This window comes from Paenibacillus baekrokdamisoli, from assembly GCF_003945345.1.
In the GTDB taxonomy this organism is placed as follows: Bacteria; Bacillota; Bacilli; order Paenibacillales; family Paenibacillaceae; genus Paenibacillus_Z; species Paenibacillus_Z baekrokdamisoli.
In genome coordinates this window covers 6,746,827-6,773,057 of record NZ_AP019308.1, presented here as the reverse complement: position 1 = coordinate 6,773,057, position 26,231 = coordinate 6,746,827, and the positions used below count along the sequence as shown (strand labels likewise).

Below are 26,231 nucleotides of genomic sequence, written 5' to 3'. Positions count from 1 at the left end.
AATCGTTTTCAACTTTATGTTCAAGGTCATTGTAGCATAGGAAATTAAGCTTGGAGCATGGATCGAGGTTTCACTTAACTACAGTCAAATGAATAGGAGAAATACCGTGCTGGAGTCAAAAGGAAATGGAAACTGTCGATGAATCCTAGTTTGCCATCGAAGAAGTTAGCATTTCAACAAATCTCGTGGCCGCAAGCGATAGCATCCGTTCACGGCGCATGACGATACCAATGCTTCTTGAAGGAATAGGCACAAGGGTCTGAACCTCAAGCAAGGTGCCTGCTTCAATTTCCTCTGCTGCAAACGAACGCGTCATAAAAGCTGCACCATATCCAAGTCTCGCAAACTCGACAAGCAAATCCACACTACCCAGCTCAATATCTGCCTCCACCGTCAGCGACTGAGCGGCGAACCACTGCTCGACAAAACGACGAGTGCTGCTTCCTGCGGATAGCAAAAGAAGCGGTGTGGCTGCTATTGCTTCTGCCGACCGCGGATGACGGGCTAGTTCCTCGAATGCTTGTCCTACTAGAAAGGTATCTTGGATCGTCATCATTGATTTGACCTCCAATTGTGGATCCGTGACGATAGGTAAATGAACAATGCCGCAGTCAATCTGACCATCGCGAAGTCGCTGAACAATATCCGGGGTTTTGCCATGGGATAATTGGATACGAACTTCAGGATACTGGGCATGAAACGCATCCAATTGTGGAATCAGCAGGTGCTTGATTAAAGAGTCACTGGCACCGATACGAATCTCCCCGCCATCCAGCCGCTTCAATGCTTGCATTTTAGCCTCACCCGCTCCTAAGAGAGTGAGCGATTGATCGACGTAATCGAACAAGACCCTTCCTTCTTCCGTGAGCTCTACCCCTTTAGATAGCCGATAAAATAGCTTCATGGCGAGGGCATTTTCCAATTGTTTAATGGCGTAGCTTACGGATGGCTGCGTGATATACAGCTCCTCAGCAGCTTTAGTTAGATTCTTACTCTTCGCTGTTTGGTGGAAGATACGGTACCACTCTAGATTTTGAATGATATAGAACACCTCTATGTCTATGTATGTTTATTCGAATTTCATCTATTCCATGATTCTTATTATAATCAAGCTGCAGGAGTCATTCAACCAGAGAGGATGAAAGAAATGACAAAAAAATCGATTGTGGAAGCAGATCTCGAAGCACGTTCACCATGGTCCAGCTATAAGGATAAGCAAGAAGTAATACTCTCTCCGCCAACAACCGCTGTGAATGCCAGCATAACCATTCCAGGGAGCAAAAGCTTAACGAATCGGGCGCTTCTCCTCGCTGCCATGGCGAAAGGCACAACGCAGATAGAAGGACTCTTGAAAGGTGATGACTCTTACTGGTGTATCAACATTCTGAAACAGCTGGGTGTTCATGTTGAGATTCAAGGGGAGAGCGCTACCGTTGAAGGCATTAACGGAGAGTGGCCTAATCGAACAGGTGAGTTATATGTCGGGGCCGCTGGCACTGTCGCTCGATTCTTACCTGGATTACTCGCTGCTGGGCAAGGCTTGTGGAGGATGACCGGAAGTCATCGAATGAGTGAACGGCCTTTGGCCCCCTTACTTTATCAGCTTGCTGCAATGGGAGGTGTGTTCACTTACGAGAGGATTGAAGGTCAATTGCCCTATACGCTTGAGGCAAAAGGGTTACAAGGCGGTGAGCCGGTATTAGCCGGATCCATTTCCAGTCAGTTTATTAGCGGCTTATTGATGGCTGCTCCTTATGCAGAGCAAACTCTGAGGCTTAGTATTGATGGTCCAATTGTGCAGCGGGAATATGTGGAGATGACCCTTGAAATGATGCGAAAGTTCGGCGCTGATTCGAATGTAGAAGACGAAGGACAGGTGATTACGATACTGCCTAATGGGTATCAAGCGCCATCAGCCGCTATCGTATTAGAGCCTGACGTTTCGACCTGCTGCTATTTCTGGGCACTTGCCGCGCTGACGAATGGCCGAATACGCGTGGAAGGGATCTCACTGCGGACACTTCAGCCCGATATGGAGATGGTCCATGTTCTGGAGAAAATGGGCTGCTCTATGGTGCATGGAGAGAATTACGTCGAGGTAACGGGGACTAATCAATTGAAGGGCGGTTTTACACTTAGCATGAAACGGTGGTCTGATCAAACATTGACGATGGCTGTGTTAGCTATCTTTGCTGATGGTCCGATTACCTTTACGGATGCCGCTCATATTCGTCATCATGAGTGCGACCGAATAAGCGCGATCTGTACGGAGCTGATTAAGATGGGTATTCAAGTAGAAGAGCATCCTGACGGTTTGACCGTCTACCCGGGCATTCCTCAGTCTGCTCTCCTCGATCCCCATGATGATCATCGTATGGCAATGGCACTTTCTCTTATTGGAGTGAAGGTTCCCCATATTCGCATCGCCAACCCCGGCTGCGTATCGAAAACCTGCCCGGATTATTATGAAAGAATGGAAGCGCTTGGCTTGAAAGTTAGTTGGCTTTAAGGGATGATAATGAGTCCTTCAGGCGATTGAGTAAGTGCTCGAAATCCCTTATCTGTAATAAGATAAGTATTCTCTATGCCGACGACTCCCCTACCTGGGAAGGTGAATTTGGGCTCTATAGCCAGAACCATTCCAGGTTCAAGGGGATCCTTGAAGCTTCTCGCTAGTACAGGCCACTCATCTACCTCCAATCCAATACCATGACCAAGAAATTTAACCTGATCCGTACCGAATCCCATAAAATGCTCTGCTAAACCAACCTTGTCCACATGCTTCAGTGCTGCTGCATATAATGCGTCGCATGCTGTACCAGGACGCATAAGTTGCTCGGACTCCCGAATGATGGCTTCGGTATAGGCATAAGCAGAAGCAAGATCATCCGGTAAACTACCGATGACTGCTGTGCGTGTCTGATCAATGACATAGCCATCGATACAGCAGCCAATATCGATAAGGATCGGTTCTCCTCTAAGAATGGGCTTTCGGCTGACGCTCTGCGGTGCCGCCGGACCAAGTCCACGGCCACCAGCTGGCCCATCGAATGCACTTGGTATAGCAGCCGCTTCACCCGATCCTAACATACCCGTGAGAACTTCCATATTATAGCTGCGTGTTCGCATCACTCCGATATGGCCTCGAATTCGAATCTCATATTCAATACGGGCCATGAGCTCAAGCTCCGTGATGCCTTCCTTCAGGACGTGCGCTGCGGCTTCAAGTGCTTCTGCTACTACAGCGGCAGCCGCTTCAATTCGTCCGATCTCCCATGCGGATTTGATCATTCGCACACGGCGAATAAGGGAGGAACCATCTACTAGTGAGCAGCTTGCAGGGGAGCTGGTGTTACCAGCAATAGTGCCACTAGTCTTGATGTTATTAATGGTACTGCTGTTGGTAGTGATGTTGTTGTTTTCATGGCCATTGTCTGCGATGACCTCTGCCAGCTTCCAATAGGTCTGTGCCGGCAGCACATCCATCTCTGTAGCGATTCGTATTGGAGTCTCCGAAGCAAATAAACCCGGATAATCCTTCTCAAGCTGAGATCGGAACACACGAAGCGATGGCATCGGCTCTACCTTTAAACAAGATTCCTGCCTTGCACGTGCCAGGCTGCGACGAACGTAAAAGGTCGAGTCACCTACAGCAGGAACAAATGCAAATCCTGCCTGCATGGAACCTGTCAAATAATAAAGATCCACATGCTGCGTTACAAGAAAAGCCGCAATATCTTCCTGAAGCATGAATTTCTGAAGTCGTTCTACTCTTGCCTTTATTTCATCTGGCTGCAATAAACTTTGTATCATGGTTAGCTTCGCTCCTAGCTTTAGCATCTATGCTCCCATTACAACAAAAGAACAGCATGCTCGTCAACTTACTACGAGCTCAGCTGTTCCTTTAATCATCCATTCAATAGGGTCAATCATGCCCAATATAAAGAGAATATTAGTAAGACTCCGGAACGAGAAAAGTGGTTTTAGGTTAACTTTTTCCATGTCGAGAACATATTGAATCAAATCTAGATCAAAACTAAGAATCATCTCTCCAAAAAGCAGTATACCAGGAATAGGTACCAGGAATAGGTTCTTGAGCTTTTAAGCTGCGTAGGAGAAGTAACTTTAGAATTTCGGATCTATTGAAAAAAACCACATGGAGTATTACTCACATGTGGTCAAATCTAATATACTAATCAATTATTTCAATATTTTGCTCTTCTATGTCCCAATCGTAAATCTTACCAAATAGTTGTTCGAGTCCACAATAATTACAACTAAAGAGATATCGGGATTGTCCTCTTACTTCTTCGCCAATACGTATATTGCCCACTTCAATTCTTACCATTGTATGAGACCAATCGCTTCCTCCGCATACATGGCACAACAATTCTTTTTGCCAAACCTTTATTTTCGACATCGCTATCCCCCTCTTCTTATACTCTTTTTACAGTAATTGTTTGTAATAATATTGTGTAGTAATCTCCTTATTCTATTATATTTTGGTGGCTTCAGGAATGGAGCAGCGGCTTCATTCCTTTGATAAAATTGACTAGCCCGAAATGATACCATTACTTGAAGATGTAGACCTATGGGAAAGTATGTTAAACTCACAAATAATAGATCTCAGGGGGGCTTTCTATGTCAGGCTGGTTTGATGCACGTCATGCAAAACCATTTATTGCCTATTCTGAGGCACATATAGGTGTTTTAGTATTCCTTCTCCTGCTAATGGTTTTACTCTACCTGTTTCGAAAATCATTTAGAACTACAGGCAGTAAAGCCATGCGTTACGGTCTTGCTGCTGTACTCGTATTGTGTGAGCTTTCACTGAACCTTTGGTATATCCAGCAGGGCGTATTCCACTCAGCGACAACACTTCCTTTAGAGCTGTGCAGCATTTCTTTATATCTCTCCGTATTCATGCTATTATTCCGCAGCCGCTTTTTATTTCGAATCGTTTATTTTACAGGACTGGGCGGCGCCCTTCAGGCACTAGCCACTCCAGTGCTTGGGTTTGGATTCCCCCATTACCGCTTTCTTGAATTTTTCATCGCTCACGGAGTTATTATTATAAGTGTGCTCTATATGGTCTGGGTGGAAGGATTCAAACCGACGTTCCGTTCCGCCTTCACTGCCTTTGCATGGCTGAATGCGATCGCTGTTCCGGTGGTGTACATTAATACGGTTACCGGTGGTAATTACATGTTCCTTGCACGCAAGCCCGATACAGCCTCGCTGCTGGACTTGCTTGGACCATATCCGTTCTATATTCTTTCGCTGGAGGCCGTCGCGCTTATAATGTTCCTCCTGTTGTATCTTCCTTTTTCACCGTTGTTCGCAGCCAAGACTGTGGCGAATAAGAACGTGGCAGAGCCCGACGTGGATCATTCGTGACGGTTGTAACATAAATGAAATAAAGGCAAGACTAGCACGACTTCTACAATATTGCGGCTTTCTTGTTACGCAGCATGCGGATCTTTATTATTTGAGAATATATATATTAAGCTATTTAATATTCGGCAGAGAACACATTTCTCCTACAATTATATCCCGACATTCAAGGTTGAAGAAGAGTGGAAGCATGGCTACTATAAACCTTGTATCTTGGTTAGCTCCGCTCCTAGCTTTAGCACCTATGCTCCCATAACAACAAAAGAACAGCATGCTCGTCAACTTACTACGAGCTCAGCTGTTCCTTTAATCATCCATTCAATAGGATCAATCACGGTAAAGACACGTGGATATATGACATGCGCGATTACAATAACGCCAGGTCGCTTCAAGGTCACTTCGTAATCATAAACGCTATTGCGGTATGTAAACGGGAAAGAACGGTCATCATTGATAACTTCAAAGACGAGAACCTCCACCTTCTCCCGCAAATAGGCACCTGGCAGCTGTTTCCCGTTCTCATCAAGCTGAAGATTGGCTTGCAAATATCGATTAGCTTCTAAGAAGGCCGCAGTTTCATTAATATGAAATCTGCCATCTGCCAATGCAGTTCGATCTACCTGCTGCGCAGCAGCATGAGCTGCACGGTTAACCGCATGCTTTCCTTGGAACAAAGCGGTAACCGCCATTTCCTCATCCGTCTGCAGCGCATGCATAAACATCCAGATCACCATCATTAACAAGATCAGAACCAGCTTATACACGGCCTCCCCCCCTCTTTCCGACTCTTTAAGGAACGTATTCACTCATTTTCATTCCCGTTGCCCGAAGGCGAGCATTAGGTGGAGGAGGCGCAATCCCGATTAATTGGTCGATTGCATACAAGCCATCAACGGGATAACTAACCGTAAGTGACAGGCCAACTCCCCGAGGGAGTGGCACAACAGAGCTAATGGCACTCATCCCATTCGCAGCCTGTACCTCATAGTTAATGGACCCCGGCTGTAGACCAATTTGGGCCAGTCTTAATTTGGACTGCTCGATCATGGCGCTATCGATATAACCATGATCACCATTGGCTCCGACCTCCAGCAAATAATCCACCTCCTGCTGAAGAACCGCCTGTCGAACGATAAGCACATGCTTATAGATTGGAGAGAACATGAACCAGCACATCATCGCCGCAAACAAAATAAAGACGAGAATACTCTTCACGGGCTCATCCTCCGGATGTTATCACTCATATGCTGGCCAGATTGCTTAAGCTGCGCCTTCGTTCCTTGCTCACCACCGGTCACATTCGTGTAGATAAGTACGACCATAATGATAAGCAGTAATGACATTAACAAAGCCCGCATCCGCTCCCACCTTTTAAAGAGTTATTAGTTGAACTTACATGTACCTATTCTTATTGCGAGCTAGAGACTCACCTGGAAGCAAACGCCGTTTATTAGTGAAGCTTACCAATATCCTTCTTACAAGCTATGGAGTCAATATACTGATTTTCGTGTTTGCAGAATTACCCTGTGTTTCGATCTGTGCTTTTGTTCCTGTTGTATCCTTTGAGATGATGGCATTAAACAACACTACAACCACAACCAGCATCATGACAGTAATTAAGATATTTCGCATTCTCTCACCTCCTCCAAATATTTATAGGCGCTATCCTTCTAGTCCTCCATCCAAAATCAATTCAAAATCAATTCAAAGAACTGAACAGCTTCTGTCCTTCTCGCACCCAAGGGTAAATGAAGATTTGGAACGTATACAGAATCGGAATACCCGCAAGCACGAATAACACATAAGAGGTTGATTCTTTACGGCTATCCTTAGCCAGCTCCAGCTTCTCTTTGTAATCATTAATTCTCTCTCGAAGAAGATCATAGTAATGCTCGCTCTCATGCAGTCGAAGCGAATCGATCGTTTCCACAAAACTAAGCCCTTCTTCCGTACCGAGCCGAAGCTTGAAGCGCCGCAGTGCACCTTCTGCATCGTGATACCATTCACCCAGCAGCATTTGAAAATCACTGCGCATGGTTCGGGTAAAAGGTAAACAGCGCATAAGCTTCGTATGAACATGAAGAGAAGAACCCGCTAAATAAAGCAGTTGATTACTAACGATGAAAATTTCTTTGGTCATCCGCTCTGAACGAGTTCTACGGAAAGCCTCCAGCCAAGGCTGATCCCACAGCAGCAGCAGTATGACTACTGCAAGCAGTAGTGGTGGTGCATAGCTGGGAAACAAACGGAGCGGCAGCTGAGATAGACTGTAAATAAGAATGACCCAGAGCGGAACTCCAGCTAAAAATAGTCGTCTAGCAAGCACATAAATGGCTGCATCGCCGATATACCCACAACCAGCTAGCAGACGCTCACGTTCCTTAAAGCCCGGATCTATTCGGCTAATTCGAACAAAGCTCAGCCATTTATCCGGCACATGCTTATGCTGCCAACGGAAGGCGGCTAGATGAGCAAACCGCGGTCGTTTCACAGACAGCATGCGCAGTAGAGAACCAACAAACAAGAAACCTAGTACATACTGACCCACAAGAGCTGCCCACATTACAACAACCCCAACCGACTGCGTCATATTCCCACTCGCTTTCAGATGTGCCGCCTGCGGCTTCACACACTTATTAAGAATGTAATTACTGATTCCTCAATCATGCCTTCAATTACATTTACATCTTCTTACGAGACAGCCATAACCCCATCACAAAGGAACAAAAGATCAGTACAACGGCATTAAGCAGTAAATCACGACCACCTGGGTCGATAATATAATACAAATAAGAATTCTGAGGGTTATAGTGAAAATTGATGCCTACAAAAAGCGCGAGAAAGAGTATCGGCGAGAAGTTAGCTAGTCTAATTTCAAGCAGCTTGTTACGCTCCTGTTGATTCGCTCTGCGAGATTTACGCATATCGGTAATCAAGTCCTTCAAATTAGCTGCAATCGGATGCCCCTCAGCCAAGCCAGCGCGAACAATATTGACAAAATAATCTGCCCATACATGTCCGAGCGATGCCGAAAATATTCGTAAGCTTGCCTCATCATCAGCACGAACGGAAATATTACGATACAGCTGTTCGAATACAGCCTGCATCGGGCCGAGCAGGCGCTTCTCTTCAACCGTTCTCTGAAGAGCTGTTCGTATTTGCTTCCCTCCGCTAACTAAGCAGCATTGATAGAACAGCTCAACAGCTGGCAAAAAATCAATACGCGTCCTCATTTGACCTTGTACCAGCACTACTCTTAGCAGCGTATAGGGAAGTGCTCCGAGTACTCCACCAAGCAATAGTGTCCCTTTTACACTCTGAAATAATAATGCACCTAGTGATATACCTGAAAGGAATAACAATAAGCTTGAACTAACAATAACACCTGGACCAAAGGGCACACGCAGCGCTTCGAGCAGCTCGGATAAATGCCGGTACAATCGATCAAACCGCATGAGGAACCTGGTGAATCGATGCTGCAAACGGTCATTCTGCCAGGAATGAAGTCGGCTGACATACTGCTGTCTGACTATCCCAATCTGTAGGAGCTGCCTGAAGGCAATGAACAACGTAATGAATAACGTGATGCCAACAGCGACTAACGCAAGCTTCACCACGATTCGTCCCCCCTTTTCTCACATCAAAGTGCCACTTAACGAACAGCTAGTTAGATCGATACCTGCGAGGTTTAATTTGACAGCGGCAGCTTTAGATGGCTCTGAAGGGTAAATCCACTCCTCCGTCTTTACGTCATAAACAGCCCAATCCACCACTGTAACCTCACCTCCAGACCAGCCGATCTCCGCTAGCCTAACCACTCGTCTCCTGCCTGCATCAGATCGCATTTCAATTCCAATCTGTGTCACCTGTTCTGCGATTCTCTTGGTCAGCCTCACCGGATTCATCCCACGGCCATCCAGCATACACATATCCGATATCGCTTCAGGCACATCCTCAAGTGTATTCGCATGCAGCGTCGTCATACTGCCGGAGTGACCCCGCGTGCAAGCACGCACATAGATATTGGCATCCTCGTCACGAATTTCGGCATGGATAATTCTCTGGGGTGATTGTCGAAGAGCGAGCTTGAATGCCTGCACAGATCGATGGAGCGGGTCTTCTTCATCGGTCTCATATTCAATAATGTTCTTATTAGGGAAGTCACGACAAAGCATCAACTCATGTCGGCTCTCTATCGTTACGATCCGTTCCTCGTCTGGCAGTTCACCGATTAGCGCCTTGATCAGGTGCGTCTTACCTGAATTCGTCGGTCCGATAACGACTATATTGAACCTCGCTTGCAGTACAGCAAGCAGCATCTCCCTAAGCCGCTCACTCATTGTTCCATACTCCGGTTCACTAAGCGCATGGAGATGGAACCGCCGAACCGTATAGAAACGCAGAGTCAATGTCGGCTGTGCCGTAAACCCAAACCCCGTCATCGTCACCCGAGTTCCATCACGGAGCATAACCTCTGCCCATTTCTTCCGTGGATTAATGCGGTCATTGTTGTAGAGCACTAGATTCTGTTGAATCCGTTCCACTTCACGTAAGGATTCAAAGGAATACTCCGAGGGCCGACTACAGCCATCCCGCACTTCAAATATCCGCGTTCCTACAACCTGTATTTCTTCAAGCCCTTCTCTATGCTGCAGCACAAGCTCCAGCACATTCAGTCCAATTACTTCTGCGAATAATGCTTCAGCGAGCGATGCGTAGGGATGCTTATAATCCGGCAGCTCATGGATACGCTGACGAAGGAGACGATCCGCAATAACAGCCAATAACTGCTCCCGCTCCTCTGCATAACCAAGCACAGCGCGATTCAGACTCTCGTTGTATTGCCTTTTCTCCTCTTCCGTGTCTCCGCGCGGCAGCACTAGATAGGTGCGAATATCCTCTGCAAGCCGTCCAAAATCCCGCAGAACCTCTGCTTCCCTTTCACTCTCATCAAGCTGGTCAGGCTGCCCTGCTTCTTCCGCCCACAGCTTGGTTGAATAAGCTGCTGGTGAAAACCTCTCTTGACCCCCCATTAGGACCCCACTTCTCCACGATGCGTCAGTAGCTTCTTATACCAAGGCTGTATCGCAATTTGCACTTGCCGATGAAGTCCGTGTTTTCGAATGATTTGTTTCGCAGGCTCTGCCATGAGCCGCTTCCCTTGTTCGTTCTGTACCAGCCACTCATCTAACATCCCGCTATCCAGCTGGGAAAGCAGATCCTCAGACAATCTCCATTCACCGATAAAGGGTACACCAAGCTCTTTGCAAATCTCTTTCACATGAAAACCTCCATTTCTCCATGGTGGATGTACAATAACCGCTTCATAATCGTCACTGGCAATACCGAATACGGGTGAAAGCTGCTTAATCCAACGCTGAGCATCCTCTTGAAAATGAGACAGCGCACTTGTTGTCACAAGGATTCGAGAGTTTGCTCGTCGCAGGGTGCATAAGGTTGCAGCGTTATCCCAATAGGCGCTAACATCTGCAATCACGACATCAAATGATTGCTGCGCGACATCGAGCAGGTGATCCATCTCCTCTACCGTAAAAAACTCAGCCTGATCACGCATGATATTCCCGAATAAAAGGTGACAATTGTTATTGCCGCGTGCTTGATGCATCGAGCGAAGCAGCTTATCCGAATATAAAGAGTTTGTTCGAAGCTCCGGTCTAAGCGAATCAAGTGTTATCGAAGGGGAATCCACCCCTACATAACGATGAAGCTTGGAGCTCTTCAAATTCAAGCATAGGTAGCCAACAGAGAGAGCACCTTCTTGCGCCATCCGGCAGGCAGCAGCGATAGCCGCGACCGTCGTCCCGATATTAGGTGTCGTTCCGATAAATGCAATAAGCGGTGCCTTCATAGTGCTCACTTCACCACCCTTGCATCATCATTAACACCTGTTTGTATGTCTAAGGATTCAGAGGAGTAAGCGATAACGACTTTGCTTTTTCCAGACTTGCATAACGAATCGAGCTGAAGCCACTGGGCTTCTGATAAATTCAAATTAATATAATCGATCATGCCATTCGCATCTCGCCTTGAAGCGTACATTTTCTCTTTATCACCATTTGCAAGGGACATTAGATTCGGATTCGTTGTATCGTCTATTTCGACATTACCGGATGATTTCACAGAAGCAACGGTAACCGTTTCTGCGAATAGCCGTGTAGATGCGGCTAGTTCTCCCGAAAGATATACGATCACTTTGTCTCCTGCGCGAATACCGTTAGAAACTGACAACACATAATCCCTTGGGATTTGAAAAGTAGACTGGGTGCGACTTGGAAGCAGCCTAAACCGATCCATCTTCCATTTCAGCAGCGGTTCATCGGACCCGAGCGGCACCACTGCTTCCATTCCGTTTGCTTCCTCCACAGAAAAGATCATATCGGATACATAAGATGCCTTCGATATTTGCTTTACCGTCAGCATATCCGTGGTCAATCGCTCTCCGGCCTGTACGAATTGCTTAGGTACCACTACCGAAACCGTTTCCTGAAACTTGACCTGTCTTAGCTGCAGCATATAGACTCCGTAAACGAGAAGTCCAGATAATAACGCAGCTGCCAAACTTACAAACAGATTCCGCTTTCTGTTCATCACTTTGTCCTTTCTACAGCCCTTACGACAACAAAAAAAGAACGCAGCCGGGGCATTATGCCCAGCATGCGTTCTTCGCATAGCTCGTCGCTATTAAACTGTTCTATATGATGACATCATAATAGCAGACAACTTTTGTACTGTCTATACAAAAATGTTAATTTGCCAAATATCATCCAATCGAAGCTTCTATTTCCCAAAACTTCCGACCCGTATAATTTACAATTCATCAGATGTCTAAATTCACACCGCTCGTTTTCTGTTCAAGCATTTTTTTCAATATACTGCCGATATGCGCACCCGCTTCAACCGGAGGCGTGCCTCTTTGATGAATGTTAGATATAACGGTTCTCTCACTTTCAACGGTGCCTTTTCGCGGACGATAGCACATGTAGGCACTTAACGACTTCGAAGAAAGAAGACCTGGTCGTTCACCGATTAACAGCACAAGCACCTCCGGCTGAAGCAATTCACCGATAGGATCCATAACAGCAACCCGCCCACCGCGAACGAAAAAGGTTGTGCCCACCGTTAGTCCATTGGCACTGAGTGAATCAAGCAGAGAAGGATACACATCGCGCAGGTTGGCATCTACTGCATTTGCACTTAGCCCATCAGAAACGACGATTTGTACCTGCGGCTTGGCTTTACAGTTTAATTGGATTGCACGCATGCCATCTTCCGTAATGATGCGGCCCATATCCGGACGTTTCAAATAATTTTCTATGTTCTCATAACGGGTCTCTACGGTAAACATGCCGAATTCATCCAGCAGTAATGGACTAACTTCACCGTAGATCGAATCTACAGCTGCTGCGTGGTCGCATCTGAATTTGAGCATTTCCTTCGTTAAGGGGCGTGTTCCTGCACGCCATACGCCGATACGGGCAGGAGTACTTGCGAGAAGCTCCTGCATCCCTTCTTCCCACTTGGGAAAGGGTACTTTGGAGGAAGGCGTTTCAAAGCCGATATCCTCTATGACGATGTCCTCTTTAGGGGGAGACGGATCTGCAGCAAGAGCTGGGCTAGCTGGGCTATCCACAGCGGTTGACGAGATCCTTTTATTCAATTCAGCCATCACTCGATCAACTAGCTGTTCCACAGAAACGTTCAGATTCATGCTTTAACCTCCCATTGCATCCTACATAAATAAGCTAGGGTCACCGGCGAGCGGAGTCAATTTACCATTCTCCATAATCCCCATTTTGACAAGCCATTGTTCAAATTCCGGAGCAGGCCTTCGGCCCATTGTCTCTCGCAAGGTAGCAATATCATGGTAGCTTGTCGACTGATAGTTCAGCATGCAATCATCCGCCATCGCCACGCCAATAATAAAGTTTACACCTGCAGCCGTAAGCAGTACGGATAAATTATCCATATCATTCTGGTCGGCTTTCATATGGTTCGTGTAACAGACATCTACACCCATCGGCAAGCCATGCAGCTTACCCATGAAATGATCTTCAAGGCCCGCGCGGATAACCTGCCTGCTATCATACAAGTACTCTGGACCAATAAAGCCGACTACCGTATTTACCATAAAAGGTTGATACTTTCTAGCTAGCGCATAACAGCGCGATTCGAGCGTGAGCTGATCAATGCCAAAGTGTGCTTCGCTGGATAGCTCAGAGCCTTGCCCCGTTTCAAAATACCATAGGTTCGGACCTGTACCGGTACCCTCTTTGTGAATAAGCTCATGTGCTTCATCCAACAGCCCCAAGCTAATGCCAAATGCTTTATTACCTGCCTCAGAGCCGGCAAGACTTTGGAACATCATATCCGCTGGCGCACCATTACGGATGGCTCGCATTTGCGTTTTGACATGCGCGAGCACGCAGTTCTGCGTTGGGATATTCCACTTGGCCATCACTTCTTTGGTTGCGTTCAGCAAATTTTTGACGCTGTCTGCGGAATCGATCACGGGATTAATACCAAGAACGGCATCCCCAATCCCATAGCTTAATGCTTCAAATAAAGACGCCTTCATCCCTTGAATACTGTCCGTTGGATGATTCGGCTGTGCGCGTCCAGCAAGGACACCCCTTTGGCCCATCGAGGTATTGCAGGTTGTGATCACTTCCATCTTGGAAGCAGCCTGCACCAAATCCAAATTGCTCATTAATTTAGCTGCAGCAGCAATCATTTCACTCGTTAAACCGCGAGAAACCCTGCGGATCCGGCTGCTGTCTGTGTCCTGTTGGAGCAGGAATTCCCTAAGCTCTGCAACGGTCCAGTTTCTAACTTCGGCAAACATCTTCTCGCTTACTGCCTCGTCGATTACTCTGGAAACTTCATCGATTTCAGGTGGAAGCAGCGGATGATTGCGGATATCCGCCAGCGTGATATCGGAGAGCACCAGCTTAGCGGCCATTCTTTCTTTGGCATCTTCGGCGGCGATACCCGCCAGCTGATCGCCCGATTTTTCTTCGTTTGCTTTCGCCATAACTTCTTTCAAATCACGGAATTGAAATGTGGTCCCGAACAATGTCGTTTTCAGCTTCAAGCTTGTATCGCTCCTCCGGTTTTGTCGTTAAAAGCTAGTGTTTTGATCACAACGGGAATCATGGTTCCTGAGATCGGCTCTCCCAAATCAATATAATCACCATGCTCGACTTTAATTTGATCGATGCAAATCAGCTTTAAGCTATTGCCTACTTGCTTTTGCAGCGATTGTCCGAGCGCCAGTGCCATGTCATTCTCACAAATGATGACCAATACTCCGCTAGTCGGAAAATAAATTCGGTAGCTTTCTGCAAGCTTCACAGCTAACTCTTGCACTGATTTATAAGTGGGCTGCAAGGAACCAGTAAGTGCCAGCGCGAACGGCGGAGAGGATTCCTGTCCATAAAGTGCGGCACAGGTCTTCATGGCTTCATGAAGCGCTTCGACAAGCACTGCTGCGTGCTCAAGTGTCGCGTTTGTTATTGGCAGCTTATAGACAGGAAGATTACGGATTGGCAGTTCCGAAGCATCTAAGTGGACGGTAGCCCCGCTTATTTCCGTGCTCTGCATCCCTGCGCCAATCACAGTTGCTCGCACAGTCTGATCCGGCTGGGTAAGCTTGATCGGATAACGAGCCAAAGTCTCCTTCAACGAATGAGCAAGGAGTGGACCGATATCGCCATGAACGGCCATTTCAGCCATATTGGCGGGAGCTGCCTTCTCCATTAAAAGTCCTACCCCTCCGGAGATCATCCACTCCTCAATAGGCGGGACTGCAAGGCCGTAGTCTCCGAGAATGAGCTCGGACAAAGCTTTATCATTTCGCGGATGCTTGAATCCCGTCATAAAGTCCAACATATCACGGCACATCTCGGCGCAAATTTCTTTGAGTAAAGTAAAACTGACCTGCTGCCCAACCCTTATTCGAAATCCGCAAGCGTCAAGCCATGGCCTTATAGAAGGTGATATCGCTGCAATAATACCGTTGCTATCAACCTGAATAAGCCTACCGCCCACATGAAACGTGACCGTCCCTACGGGTCTTCCCCGAAGGAATACCGCAGCATTGGCTGTCCCACCGCCCACATCGATGTTGGCGACAGCTCCTCGAGCTTCCCTTGAGCGATTTTCTGCCCCGGCGCCTTTGCCAGCCAGTAAACCCTCAAGATCTGCACCTGCCGTTGCCACAACGAAATCGCCGGAGCGCTCTGCAAGCAAATGGAGAATGTGACGCGCATTTCGCTTAATAGCTGTCTCACCGGTAATAATGACTGCGCCCGACTTTAGCGAGGAAGGACTAATTGCGGCAAGTTCGTACTCCCGCAGCAAGATGTCCCAGATTCTCTCCGCGTCTATCTCGTCATCACTTAACAAAGGCGTGCTGTAAATCGGACTTGCGTAGACAAGCTCGCGCTCAACAATCTCATACCTCGGAATGGAGACAGCACTTGAAGTACGAATAAGTTTTAATCGACTTACAATCATTTTGGTCGTGCTCGTTCCAATATCGATCCCCACACTGGTAATCCATTGCTCTTCCATGCGGTTCACCCATTTCATAGCTTTTATGTAATAGCACCCAGACCTTCTTCCAACAGTCTAACTGCAAGCTGGGGCAATGACACACGTTCTGTCATGCTCAGTTTCCTCAGCTTTTGGTAGGCTTCATCTTCGTCCAGATCGAATGCCTTCATGATCATGCCTTTAGCTCGCTCAATCAGCTTGCGTTCCTCCAGGGTTTGCTTAAGCTGCTCAATATCTTTTTTGAGCTCATCCATTTTTGCCTTCTGACTGAGCGCAATTTCAACGGCCGGGATTAAATCAGCCTCTGAAACAGGTTTGACTAGATAAGCAGTAACCCCCGCCTGACGGGCATCCTGAACCAATTCCTTCTGACTGTAAGCCGTCAGCAGAAGTACAGCTGTATCCTGCATCTTACGAATAATTTGCGAAGCTTTGATTCCATTCATCACAGGCATCTTGACATCCATGATGACAAGATCCGGCTTCAGCTTGGCAACAAGCTCTATCGCTTCCTGTCCGTTTTTCGCTTCGCCTACGACAGTGTACGCTTCCTCTTCCAGCATTTCCCGGATGTCCATACGAATTATGGGATCATCATCGACAACGACGATTGTGTTTTTCACAGACCATCCTCCTGATCGGACACCTTAGTGGGAAGCGGAAATAGGATTTCCACCTTTGTTCCTTGCTTATCTGAAGTAAGACTCATCTGTCCGGCGAGATTTTCTTGAACCAGAGTCTCCGATATTTTCAAACCGATATGTCCTTTTGTATTAGCGCCATCAGGCTGTACTTTATTGTTTATGCCGCAGCCATTATCTGAGACGCGGAGCCTTGCAGAATCTTCGGTAACTTGGAGGGAGATTTCGATCTCTCCTTCATTACGATCCTGAAAAGCATGAATGACACAATTTTGCACCAGCTCGTTAATGACCAGAGCCAATGTAGTTGCTTGCTCAGAGGGTAAAATCAGTTCGTCGCCGCTCAGCCAGGCACGTATGGACTGATCCGGTTTGACCGAGGATGAAATAATGTTCTTAGCGATTCGTTCTGCTACTTCTTTAAATGGAATCATCTCGATCCCCTCAAAAGCGAGCATTTCATGAATGATGGCAATACTATTAATCCTATTGATACTGTCGCGGTATACGTTCTGCACTTCCTCATGCTGTGTCCTTCGCATTTGGAGCCGCAGCAGGCCGGACACGGTTTGCAGGTTGTTTTTCACACGATGGTGAATTTCTTTAATAACTGCCGATTTAATAATCAACTGCTTTTCCTTTTCCTTCAGCTCGGATAAATCACGAATAAGCATAAATCCGCCTACTGTCATTTGATCCCGATAGATCGATAGAGCCTTCAACTCAAAGGTGACGTTCCCAATCTGAAACTCCTCATGAAATACACCAGCTTGATTCAGCAGACTAGCTCGGTTCAGCTTTCCGTAAAACAAGTCGCCTAATGAACTGCCTTCAATCATGTCCGAGTATCCGATCTCCATTAGTAACTTTCGGGCCTGAGGGTTGGTGTATGTGATCCATTCATTCTCATCGAATAACACGATGCCTTCTTGCATGAGCGATTGCATGCCGCCTTCAGATAGAGCCAGACTTAGCAGCGTTTCACTTAATTGCTCGGTCGTCTCAATCAGTCGTTCAACATTTTTCTCCTGCTCCAATTTCTCGGAAATATCCTTCTCCATGATGAGTGCACCAATTACTTTACCTTGTTTGGAATGAATGGGAATTACATTTTGCTGCATTGCGATTCCTTCTTGCGAAGTACCGCGGGAACCGATCACAGGCTTGCCGGAAAGCAGACAAAACATAACAGCAGGCTCATTCTGCACATAGGCATATTGACCAACAACCGATGTTTTATATAAAGAAACGGCAGTGGAAGGGTGGGCTTGAGCGATCACCAGTGCGGAGCTCTCGTCATCGAGTGGGCAATCAATAAACATATCGGATTGGGATACATCCGCTATCCATTGAAGCTGCCCTGCCAAACCCATGATGCTTTCCGCTTCTTGCTTCGTTAATGTCGTGTTCTGGAAGCTCATTTCTTCGACCACTATCATAAATATCGCCTCGCCTGCACATGGATAGAATAGTTTTGATCCTTTTTGATCCCATTGTCACATAAACGAAGGTATTTACGATAGTCTTTAAAAATGGGTTCGTACCTTATCCTATAAAACATAAGATTGCAGCTTACTTCGCAGTTCATCGATCCCTTGTAAAGATTCCGAGGAGGTAAAATAAATATCTCCCTTCCGAAGAGATTGCCGAAGCAGCCTGACCGCCCGATCGGTATCAGCTTGCGGATGGTCGAGCTTGGTTATAACGCCAAGTGCAGGGATTGGAAACCCTCCGGAAAAATCAGGAGGGAAGTAATTTCTCTCCCTCGTTGCATCATGGAGGAGCACCAGCGCTGCCGCTTCATGGGATGTCGCCATTAATGATCGGTAGAACATCGGATTTTCACTGTATTCACCTGGCGTATCAATTAACCAATCCCTGTATATAAGTGATTGCGTTTTGGCTGCTGGCTCATTTTCACCGAACAATCGCTTGATCAAAGTTGATTTCCCCGCACCAATGGCGCCGATTATCATTATCTTTTTCATAGCTTCAAGACCTTGTTAGTGGTGCAGTGGAGAATTGAAGCTTTTCCTCAAGGAACACCGTAACCGCCTCAAGCGCCATGCACACTGCCGAAACTTCTCCGACGATGACAAGCGAACCTGTAAAACGGTCCAAATAACCAATTCCCACATGAGCCGCCTTCGTCGCGATATCCGCGGCAATTATGGCCGTCTCCGTTGGGGTTAACGTTAATATACCAATGGCGCTGGCTTCCTCGATGCCAAGCTTTGTGTAAAGAATCGGATCTGGATTGGCAATAACATGTGCAAGTGTAAGCTGTTTGCCTGGTACGTATTCCTGGATTACCCTTTGCTTCTCCATGGTCATTCTTCCTCCAACCCGCTATCATCTTCGACGTCAAAGCTGTCAACAATGCCGACAATCATCGCATCAATCGGTACATTTCTTCCGCTAAACAGCGTACGTGCCGGGCTCCCCCTAGATACAATCACTCGTTCACCAACACCGGCTCCAATGCGATCTACGGCGATGACCGGCTGTCCAGCCTCCCGTCCTTTAAAGTCGATGGGCTGGACAACCATCAGCTTCAAATTGTCCATCCCCTCTTCTTTTTGAGTCGCCCAGACGCTGCCGATTACTTTTCCAAACAACATAAGGCCTCACCTTTCATCCGCAAATTGGACGTCAACGCCTTTTTCCTTCAGCATATCTTTGGCCAGCGGCGACAGAATCGTTCCCTTGGAGAGGATCAATTTGGAAAAGCGTTTGCTCTTCATTTGTTGATTCACCCACTCTGCAGAAACGAGCCCTCCTTCGAACTTTACATCTGCTTCATCTAGTTTCTGTTTCTGGTCGATTGGACTGGCAGAAGAGTCAGCAGTAGGTTCCGTTGACTTTACTGCGGTATCCGCGCATTTTCGAACGACCCATTCAGCCAAGCTTTTCGCAGGAGCGAACTCAACACCATACATTTGCATTTCTTGCTTGTAATAATCAAAGAGCTTCTGAAACGGCTTTGGAAGCTCCAGCGTTCTCAAAGTACGTCGGTCCGCCCTTTTTAACCCTGGGCTATCATCGCCCACTAAGACGAATTTGTTCAGGACCAGCGCCGAGAAGATGATCTCCGATTTCACTGTCCCTTTCATGCCTAGTGCCGCGCGTCCTGCATTATCTAGATCGATCTCCGGAATGACAATACCGTCATAGTCCATAGGCACCTCTATAGGAGCTGGTGCGAATTCATCTACAGCAATAGATTTGCCAGGGCCGCCCGACTCGATTTTCTTCATCCCGAGCCACGCTGAGGTTATACCGTCCAGGAACAGGATATCGTATTGAATCCCATGATTCCGCAGCAGAATAAAATGATCGGTGTATCCTTCATGAGCCGTACTATCGCAAAAAATATATAAGACTTTAGGCTTCTTAACCGCTTCTGCCTGCATCGTTGTGACAAGCTCACGGACGATCGACTCAATCATTTCTTTGATCTCCAACTGCCGTTACCCCCCTACGGAATCCGTAATTATGCCGTTCTTCCCAATGACTTGAACAGAGTCTCCTGTGTGAAGTCCGGCAGCATTAGCTTCGTCCGTATCGATGTGGAAATCCAAGGAGAACCTCTCGTTTACTCGAACAACAACATCCGCATAGATGAGAGGACGGTCGCCCATTGTTGATAAAATCATGCGATCACCCGGTGCAACCTGATACCGAGCTGCTTCTGCGACGGACATATGCACATGGTTTTTGGCTACAATCAGCCCTTCCTTAAGTACAACTGCTCCTGACGGTCCTGCGACCGTAATTCCACTTGTACCCAGGATGTCGCCAGAGAGCCTGACAGCAGGTTGAATCCCAAGCGTATAGCTGTCTGTCCGTGAGATTTCAACCTGTGAAGCTCCTCGGGAAGGCCCAAGTATGCGGACATTTTGAATAATTCCCTTTGGACCAATTAGCGTTACCGTTTCCTTCGCTGCAAATTGTCCGGGCTGTGATAGCTCGCGAAGCACAGTCAATGCGTATCCGGTGCCAAACAATGCATCCACATGCTCCTTAGAGAGATGGATATGTCGGTTGGATACCCCTACGGGAATAAGTCGATTAGAATCTGACTTGATATCAGCAAGAACAATTGGCGTTTTCGCCGATGACTTTTGAATGGCTATTCCTCTAGATTTCAGAAAATCCGCCGCAGCCGGCGTCAGTTTATCCCCCTCAATAATCAGAAACGGATTCGGGATGCCCTTTGCCAGCTGGGCGCGCAGAGACGTTTCCGTTATGAGCGCCATAGCTGCAATTAACCTTCAAGTTTAGGCAAGATGAATTCGATGTCCGAATGTGGACGTGGAATGACGTGAACAGCAACGAGCTCTCCAACCTTCTCCGCAGCAGCTGCGCCGGCATCCGTTGCCGCTTTGACAGCGCCTACATCCCCGCGTACTAAAACAGTAACCAGACCGCCGCCAACATGAACCTTGCCTACCAATCTTACATTGGCTGCTTTAACCATTGCGTCTGCCGCTTCGATTGACCCAATCAATCCTTTTGTTTCAACCATACCTAATGCTGTGTGTTCTCCTGCCATTTTAAAATTCCTCCTCAGATGGTTTAAGATTATTGCTATTTATATGGGAAATCAGTAAAACCTTATGAAAGCTTCATTTGGGAAAGCACGCTTTTTACAATATCCAATACTTCGTCCCTTGAAATGCCCGGATAGCTTTGCTCGCCTATGCTGGCAGCTATCTTGTGGGCGGTCTGCGTAGTTGTTTCCGTTTCCGATTCCGTTTCAGTACCCGTTTCAGTACCCGTTTCCGTCGGCATTTCCCGAATTCCGAAAGCGACCCGTTTAATGTTCATCAGATGCTGGGGTCCTATATTGTCTGAGGTCACGTTGTTGCCAAACGAACCACAGCCAAGTGTAAGAGAGGGCATAATGCCGGTTGTAGCTCCAATACCACCGAAGGTAGTGCCACTGTTGACGATAATCCGCGAGGCCGGTTTCTCAAGACCGAAAGCCTCAATGATGGATAGATCTTCACAATGAATCCCAAGCGTATGACCCAAACCTCCAAGCTCTAAAAGCTCTATACACCTGCGGCAGCCATCCTGCCAATCACTAACCGTATACAGGGCAAGAATCGAGGTCAGCTTTTCCACAGAAAATGGATATTGAAGCCCGACATTCGTTTCCTCTGCAATCAACACCCGCGCATGGTTCGGAACTGTGATCCCTGCCATCCCACCAATGACTTGTGGTGATTTACCTACAATTTTGGGATTTAACCCTTTGCCAATCATAATGATGGCTGCGACCTTTTGCTTTTCCTCTTCATTGAGAAAATGAGCTCCCTGCCGCTTCAGCTCTTCAACCAACTGCGATTTGACCGATTGGTCCACGACAAGCGCTTGCTCGGAGGCACAGATCGTGCCGTAGTCGAAGGTTTTGCTTTGCAAGATGTCGCTCACCGCTTTGGTGAGATTCGCGCTGTGGTGGATATAAACCGGAACATTGCCCGGCCCCACACCATAAGCCGGCTTGCCTGAGCTATAGGCCGCTTTCACCATCGCAGTACCGCCAGTAGCCAGAATGACATCGGTAAGCTTATGCTTCATCAGCTCATTGCTAGCCTCAATAGATGGCTTTGTTAGGCAGTGGATCAGCCCTTCGGGTGCCCCCGCCTTCTCCGCAGCCTCGCACATTATCTTTGCTGCTTCTTGGGAACAGCGCAGTGCCGAGGGATGCGGAGAAATAACTATAGCGTTTCTAGCCTTCAATGCGATCATACATTTGAACATGACCGTTGAAGTGGGATTGGTCGAAGGAATAATGGCAGCTACAATACCCACAGGCTGGGCCACTTCCCAAACCTTGCGCTCCTCATCCTTATGTATGATGCCGACTGTCTTCATATCCTTGATTGCCCCATACACATTGCGCGCAACAAACAAGTTCTTTGCTTTCTTGTCCACGCTTTTCCCAAAGCCTGTTTCCTCAGCTGCCAATACGCCAAGCCGCTCCGCTTCCTTTTCTGCTGCCTGAGCCATGGCAAAGATGATCTCGTCGATTTGCAGCTGTGTCATTTTCTCCAGCTGTTTCTGCGCCGACTTCGCCTCATACAGAAAATTGCGAACCTCTTGAATCGATTGCAAATCCGAATCCAGCTTCATTTCCATCACTCCTGTCTTACCTTCATGACAATCCGAAGGAGCATGACTTCCTTAGAGTCTCGTGCCTCGTCTTCTAGGAGGTTCGTCGGTTCCCTTCTCCGCCTCTTCCGAGCTTGCTCGCAGATCCGGCGGCAGCAAGCTCTCTACAAAGGACCATAAAGATATATCCGGTCTTGCGATGACATGCGATCCAAGAAGCTTTCCGACCGCGGTTGCTGCTGCTGCTCCTGCTTCAACCGCTGCTTTTACGGCAGCCACATCACCCAGTATATATATCGTAACGATTCCAGCATCGACCTTCTCATAAGAGGTTACTCTAACATCCGCCGTCTTGGCTGCAGCATCGGCCGCAGCAATCAATGCTGGAATACCAAAGGTCTCTATCATTCCTAAAGCCTGCATCTGCAAATTCAATCCCGATCACCCGCACTTTCTCATCCGAATTTTAAAGGATTCCTTGCCACCTCAGTTACCGCTTGGGCAAATGCCTCCGCTGCTGCTGTGCAAGCTGACTGACTTCCTGTCAATAATCCCCCACCGAAATTAGTCTCCGTAGGCGGACCATAAAACTGGCACATCCGGACATCAGCGGCCTTTAATGCCGCGTCTATCCCAAAGACGGCTTCAAGCGGTGGTGCGATCAAATAAGCTAGAGGTTCCCCCTCTTGAATATTTGCGATCTGGGAGAGATAAGAGCCTGTTCTGGAGATAACATGTGCGTAGTAAGCATGCGTTCCCTCGCCGTTGAGGGAATAAAAGCATGCACCACTTTCCATAACAGCTGCTGCAGCATCCAGACCACTTCTCACTTCTGCCGGAGTTGCACCGCCAATCATGCCGATAAACTCACCGGACAACGGGCCAGATGCATGTGATGACCCTGCATAAAACGATTTGGCATATACGACTTCAACAGCTGCCATTTTCGTTGCCTCATCGATAGCGGTGTAGCCAACGTCGTCAATCGTTGCCGTTAGCAGACCTAAGCTGCGAATGCCTGGTTTCAGTCCCAACTGCTGCGCAAGCCCAGCATCCACGTTCGAAATAATCCGAACGGCCAGCGGAATCGCGCGTAAAGGTTGTGGTTCCACTCCTATCACCCCCTGGCCCAAAAAGATGAGAAAAACAGAAAATGCCTAGGAAATAAGAGCACTAATCGCTCTTATCACCTAGGCATCGTTGCCTAAATTACTATGCTGTTGCGTATTATTAATCTCACTTTAAAACAAAGCTGGATATTCTGCAAGGGATTAATTTATAGCTCAAGCAGAGACAGCAAAAAGCAGGACCCCTTCGAGAGCCCTGCTCTTATTATTCCGTAAAATTAAAAATCAATTAAGCCAACGCTGATTTGCAGCGCCTCATCCACCTTACGCATCGTCTCATCGTCAAGGTGTGTAATCTTATCGGTCAAGCGCTGTTTATCAATCGTTCGGATCTGCTCCAATAGCAGCACAGAATCTCGGTCAAACCCGTGTGACGCAGCGTCAATTTCGACATGCGTCGGCAGTTTGGCCTTCTGAATTTGTGCAGTTATGGCAGCTACAATCACAGTTGGACTGAAGCGATTGCCGATATCATTCTGAATAACAAGAACTGGACGGACGCCACCCTGCTCTGAACCGACAACAGGTGACAAGTCAGCAAAAAATACATCGCCGCGTTTAACGATCAAGCTTACACCCCGCTTACGAGTCGGCCGAGCGTATCGCCGGCATCTTCCTCCGCTTGAAAAGCTTCCGATGCCATCACCAAGTTGATTTTCGCCATTTCCAAATAACCGCGCTGCATTGATTCGCGAATTTGGCGCTTTTTACGCTCGATTAAATACAACTTCATCGCCTGACGAATAAATTCACTTCGGTTTGAGTTTTCTTTGGCAACGATCCCGTCGACTTCCTCCAGCAAATGATCAGGCAGGCTGATCATTATCCTTTTGGTGTTTTGCAAATTGGCCACCGAACTCGCACCCCCAAAACATTTCCAGCAAAAGCGCACTAACAGTATGTCATTATTTGGTCTGTAATATACACCCTCATATCTATGCCTGATGTATATCAAGTATGCTACATCTCTTAGCAGCTTCCAAATCTACACAAAATGATGCTCTTACTTAATTCGAGATTAATCAATAAAATCCTCTTCTTACCTTGTAGAACCTTATGCGGTAATTTATAGCACGTTGGAATCTTAATCCAAAGGATTATGCACCACAACCACTTGGCCGTCTCGGGTATAAACGCGAGGTACACGGGTTGCAATCATACATATAAGCTCATAATTAATGGTTCCAAGCTTATCTGCAATCTCTTCCACCGTAATCGTCTCTTTGCCTTGAGAGCCGATAAGTACGACTTCCTCACCCGCTTCAACAGGATTCATGCTATCAACCGAATCCGCTGCTGCTGCCGGATCGAGTGCAATCATACATTGGTCCATGCAAATGGTCCCAAGAACGGGAACACGCTGTCCACGCACGATAGCCTCGGCTTTGCCAGTCAGCATTCGGCTGTAACCATCTGCATAACCGATCGGCAAGGTACCGATTCTCTCTTCACCCTTAGTTACATAACGAGTTCCATAACTGATTCCCCAGCCTGGCGGAGCTTGCTTCACCATGACAACTTTTGTCTTGAGTGAAAGTACAGGCTCCAGCTGTATCCGCTGCTTGTTTACTTCGGCGGAGGGATATAGACCATACATACTGATTCCAAGTCTCAGCATGCTGCCGCCCCATTCCGGCGTATCAATACCAGCTGCACTGTTAGCTGCATGAATGATCGGGATATGGATACTGCGCCGCTTTAGCTCCTGAACGAGCACTGCAAAGCGTTCATATTGTAGCTGTGTATACGTCTTATCCGTTTCGTCTGCCTGGGCATAATGTGTGAACATCCCTTCAACCTCAAGACCCGGTTCACTCATAGCTCGATTAATAAAACGAAGGGCATCTTCTACTTGCTCAGCAAGCAGACCGAGTCTACCCATGCCTGTATCAATCTTGATATGAACGCGAAGCGGCTTCTCCGCTGCTGGCAGAGCGGCTGCAGCCATCACTATCTCTTCACTAAATAAGGCAATAGTGATGTCTGATTCCCTCGCTGAAGCAAGACCTTCAGGAGGCACATAACCAAGTACTAGGATAGGAATCTCAATACCAGCTTTACGAAGCTGCAAGGCTTCGTCGAGGAAAGCTACGCCTAGATAGTCTACACCGCTTGCTTCCGCTTCTCTAGCTACTTGGGCGGCTCCATGTCCATAAGCATTGGCTTTGACCGAAGCCATCAACCGCATGCCCTTTGGCATAACCGAACGAAATGAAAGTATATTGCGCCGCAGCGCATCGAGCGAAATTTCCACTCTAGTTGGTCGATAATATGCGTTCACGCTTCCACCTTCTTTTCATTTAGGAAGAACCAGCTAACGCCATCTTTTGATGGTATCGTTCGTTAGTTAGCTTCTTCCTCAAAATATCAGAAA

General features: G+C 47.3%; 31 protein-coding genes. 2 read left to right on the top strand and 29 right to left on the bottom strand.

All coding sequences use genetic code 11. The features are described 5' to 3' along the window. Window positions 1-145: 145 nt before the first annotated feature. On the bottom strand, window positions 146-1,051 hold the full coding sequence (locus EKN16_RS29800) for a LysR family transcriptional regulator (RefSeq protein WP_311547361.1): 906 nt from the start codon (window positions 1,049-1,051) through the stop codon (window positions 146-148). Here EKN16_RS29800 and aroA point away from each other — a divergent pair. Further along, entirely contained in the window at window positions 1,034-2,509 is a 1,476-nt protein-coding gene (aroA, locus tag EKN16_RS29795) for a 3-phosphoshikimate 1-carboxyvinyltransferase (RefSeq protein ID WP_331852357.1), read from the top strand. The genes EKN16_RS29800 and aroA overlap by 18 nt on opposite strands. Here aroA and EKN16_RS29790 read toward each other — a convergent pair. Continuing rightward, window positions 2,506-3,813, bottom strand: coding sequence for a M24 family metallopeptidase (locus EKN16_RS29790; protein WP_125665004.1), 1,308 nt, complete (start codon window positions 3,811-3,813; stop codon window positions 2,506-2,508). The genes aroA and EKN16_RS29790 overlap by 4 nt on opposite strands. A gap of 379 nt (window positions 3,814-4,192) precedes the next feature. Further along, window positions 4,193-4,420 (bottom strand): hypothetical protein, encoded by a 228-nt coding sequence (locus tag EKN16_RS29785; protein ID WP_125665002.1) that lies wholly within the window; start codon window positions 4,418-4,420, stop codon window positions 4,193-4,195. 221 nt (window positions 4,421-4,641) lie between these two features. Between EKN16_RS29785 and EKN16_RS29780 the strand changes: the two genes are divergently transcribed. Then, the gene (locus EKN16_RS29780) at window positions 4,642-5,397 is read left to right on the top strand and encodes a YwaF family protein (protein ID WP_125665000.1); all 756 of its coding nucleotides are present in this window, start codon (window positions 4,642-4,644) and stop codon (window positions 5,395-5,397) included. A 275-nt stretch (window positions 5,398-5,672) separates the two neighbouring features. Here EKN16_RS29780 and EKN16_RS29775 read toward each other — a convergent pair whose 3' ends face one another. The 26 genes from EKN16_RS29775 to alr all read right to left on the bottom strand — a co-directional run bounded on the left by EKN16_RS29775 (window position 5,673) and on the right by alr (window position 26,138). Further along, on the bottom strand, window positions 5,673-6,158 hold the full coding sequence (locus EKN16_RS29775; protein WP_125664998.1) for a hypothetical protein: 486 nt from the start codon (window positions 6,156-6,158) through the stop codon (window positions 5,673-5,675). 25 nt (window positions 6,159-6,183) lie between these two features. Beyond that, window positions 6,184-6,609 (bottom strand): hypothetical protein, encoded by a 426-nt coding sequence (locus tag EKN16_RS29770; RefSeq protein ID WP_125664996.1) that lies wholly within the window; start codon window positions 6,607-6,609, stop codon window positions 6,184-6,186. Continuing rightward, complete coding sequence (locus tag EKN16_RS32560) at window positions 6,606-6,752, bottom strand: hypothetical protein (protein WP_164523052.1); 147 nt, start codon at window positions 6,750-6,752, stop codon at window positions 6,606-6,608. The genes EKN16_RS29770 and EKN16_RS32560 overlap by 4 nt, the downstream gene beginning before the upstream one ends. 124 nt (window positions 6,753-6,876) lie before the next feature. Next, the gene (locus EKN16_RS32555) at window positions 6,877-7,026 is read right to left on the bottom strand and encodes a hypothetical protein (RefSeq protein WP_164523051.1); all 150 of its coding nucleotides are present in this window, start codon (window positions 7,024-7,026) and stop codon (window positions 6,877-6,879) included. 67 nt (window positions 7,027-7,093) lie between these two features. Further along, window positions 7,094-8,023, bottom strand: coding sequence for a hypothetical protein (locus EKN16_RS29765; protein ID WP_232016084.1), 930 nt, complete (start codon window positions 8,021-8,023; stop codon window positions 7,094-7,096). 52 nt (window positions 8,024-8,075) lie between these two features. Further along, complete coding sequence (locus EKN16_RS29760) at window positions 8,076-9,011, bottom strand: type II secretion system F family protein (RefSeq protein ID WP_125664994.1); 936 nt, start codon at window positions 9,009-9,011, stop codon at window positions 8,076-8,078. Window positions 9,012-9,029: 18 nt separating this feature from the next. Beyond that, the gene (locus EKN16_RS29755; protein ID WP_125664992.1) at window positions 9,030-10,427 is read right to left on the bottom strand and encodes a CpaF/VirB11 family protein; all 1,398 of its coding nucleotides are present in this window, start codon (window positions 10,425-10,427) and stop codon (window positions 9,030-9,032) included. Beyond that, entirely contained in the window at window positions 10,427-11,263 is an 837-nt protein-coding gene (locus tag EKN16_RS29750; RefSeq protein ID WP_125666797.1) for a CpaE/TadZ family protein, read from the bottom strand. The genes EKN16_RS29755 and EKN16_RS29750 overlap by 1 nt, the downstream gene beginning before the upstream one ends. Before the next feature lie 5 nt (window positions 11,264-11,268). Continuing rightward, window positions 11,269-12,003 carry an SAF domain-containing protein gene (locus tag EKN16_RS29745; RefSeq protein ID WP_125664990.1) on the bottom strand — a complete coding sequence of 245 codons (735 nt, stop codon included), beginning with the start codon at window positions 12,001-12,003 and terminating at the stop codon, window positions 11,269-11,271. Window positions 12,004-12,232: 229 nt separating this feature from the next. Further along, window positions 12,233-13,123 carry an ethanolamine ammonia-lyase subunit EutC gene (gene eutC / locus EKN16_RS29740; RefSeq protein ID WP_375782080.1) on the bottom strand — a complete coding sequence of 297 codons (891 nt, stop codon included), beginning with the start codon at window positions 13,121-13,123 and terminating at the stop codon, window positions 12,233-12,235. A gap of 21 nt (window positions 13,124-13,144) precedes the next feature. Further along, on the bottom strand, window positions 13,145-14,506 hold the full coding sequence (locus EKN16_RS29735; protein ID WP_125664988.1) for an ethanolamine ammonia-lyase subunit EutB: 1,362 nt from the start codon (window positions 14,504-14,506) through the stop codon (window positions 13,145-13,147). Further along, complete coding sequence (locus tag EKN16_RS29730) at window positions 14,503-16,005, bottom strand: ethanolamine ammonia-lyase reactivating factor EutA (RefSeq protein ID WP_331852356.1); 1,503 nt, start codon at window positions 16,003-16,005, stop codon at window positions 14,503-14,505. The genes EKN16_RS29735 and EKN16_RS29730 overlap by 4 nt, the downstream gene beginning before the upstream one ends. A 5-nt stretch (window positions 16,006-16,010) precedes the next feature. Beyond that, window positions 16,011-16,592: an ANTAR domain-containing response regulator gene (locus EKN16_RS29725; protein WP_125664987.1), complete on the bottom strand. Its 582-nt coding sequence runs from the start codon at window positions 16,590-16,592 to the stop codon at window positions 16,011-16,013. Next, the gene (locus EKN16_RS29720) at window positions 16,589-18,049 is read right to left on the bottom strand and encodes a sensor histidine kinase (RefSeq protein ID WP_125664985.1); all 1,461 of its coding nucleotides are present in this window, start codon (window positions 18,047-18,049) and stop codon (window positions 16,589-16,591) included. The genes EKN16_RS29725 and EKN16_RS29720 overlap by 4 nt, the downstream gene beginning before the upstream one ends. A gap of 111 nt (window positions 18,050-18,160) precedes the next feature. Then, complete coding sequence (locus EKN16_RS29715) at window positions 18,161-18,598, bottom strand: EutP/PduV family microcompartment system protein (RefSeq protein ID WP_125664983.1); 438 nt, start codon at window positions 18,596-18,598, stop codon at window positions 18,161-18,163. A gap of 4 nt (window positions 18,599-18,602) precedes the next feature. Then, window positions 18,603-18,944 carry a BMC domain-containing protein gene (locus tag EKN16_RS29710; protein ID WP_125664981.1) on the bottom strand — a complete coding sequence of 114 codons (342 nt, stop codon included), beginning with the start codon at window positions 18,942-18,944 and terminating at the stop codon, window positions 18,603-18,605. After that, window positions 18,941-19,231, bottom strand: coding sequence for a EutN/CcmL family microcompartment protein (locus EKN16_RS29705; protein WP_125664979.1), 291 nt, complete (start codon window positions 19,229-19,231; stop codon window positions 18,941-18,943). The genes EKN16_RS29710 and EKN16_RS29705 overlap by 4 nt, the downstream gene beginning before the upstream one ends. 6 nt (window positions 19,232-19,237) lie before the next feature. Then, a complete protein-coding gene (locus tag EKN16_RS29700; RefSeq protein ID WP_125664977.1) occupies window positions 19,238-20,074 on the bottom strand; it encodes a hypothetical protein in 837 nt (278 codons plus the stop codon). 6 nt (window positions 20,075-20,080) lie between these two features. Next, on the bottom strand, window positions 20,081-20,869 hold the full coding sequence (pduL, locus tag EKN16_RS29695; protein ID WP_125664975.1) for a phosphate propanoyltransferase: 789 nt from the start codon (window positions 20,867-20,869) through the stop codon (window positions 20,081-20,083). Between the two features lie 8 nt (window positions 20,870-20,877). Further along, entirely contained in the window at window positions 20,878-21,165 is a 288-nt protein-coding gene (locus tag EKN16_RS29690) for a BMC domain-containing protein (protein ID WP_125664973.1), read from the bottom strand. 62 nt (window positions 21,166-21,227) lie between these two features. Further along, on the bottom strand, window positions 21,228-22,751 hold the full coding sequence (locus tag EKN16_RS29685) for an acetaldehyde dehydrogenase (acetylating) (RefSeq protein WP_125664971.1): 1,524 nt from the start codon (window positions 22,749-22,751) through the stop codon (window positions 21,228-21,230). 51 nt (window positions 22,752-22,802) lie between these two features. After that, complete coding sequence (locus EKN16_RS29680; RefSeq protein WP_269462718.1) at window positions 22,803-23,153, bottom strand: BMC domain-containing protein; 351 nt, start codon at window positions 23,151-23,153, stop codon at window positions 22,803-22,805. A gap of 32 nt (window positions 23,154-23,185) precedes the next feature. Next, window positions 23,186-23,848 (bottom strand): ethanolamine utilization microcompartment protein EutL, encoded by a 663-nt coding sequence (eutL, locus tag EKN16_RS29675; protein ID WP_125666789.1) that lies wholly within the window; start codon window positions 23,846-23,848, stop codon window positions 23,186-23,188. A 227-nt stretch (window positions 23,849-24,075) separates the two neighbouring features. After that, window positions 24,076-24,426, bottom strand: a complete 351-nt coding sequence (locus tag EKN16_RS29670; protein WP_125664969.1) for a type II toxin-antitoxin system PemK/MazF family toxin — start codon at window positions 24,424-24,426, stop codon at window positions 24,076-24,078. A 2-nt stretch (window positions 24,427-24,428) separates the two neighbouring features. After that, entirely contained in the window at window positions 24,429-24,710 is a 282-nt protein-coding gene (locus EKN16_RS29665; protein WP_125664967.1) for a CopG family ribbon-helix-helix protein, read from the bottom strand. 231 nt (window positions 24,711-24,941) lie between these two features. Further along, the gene (gene alr / locus EKN16_RS29660) at window positions 24,942-26,138 is read right to left on the bottom strand and encodes an alanine racemase (protein ID WP_125664965.1); all 1,197 of its coding nucleotides are present in this window, start codon (window positions 26,136-26,138) and stop codon (window positions 24,942-24,944) included. Between the last annotated feature and the right edge of the window lie 93 nt (window positions 26,139-26,231).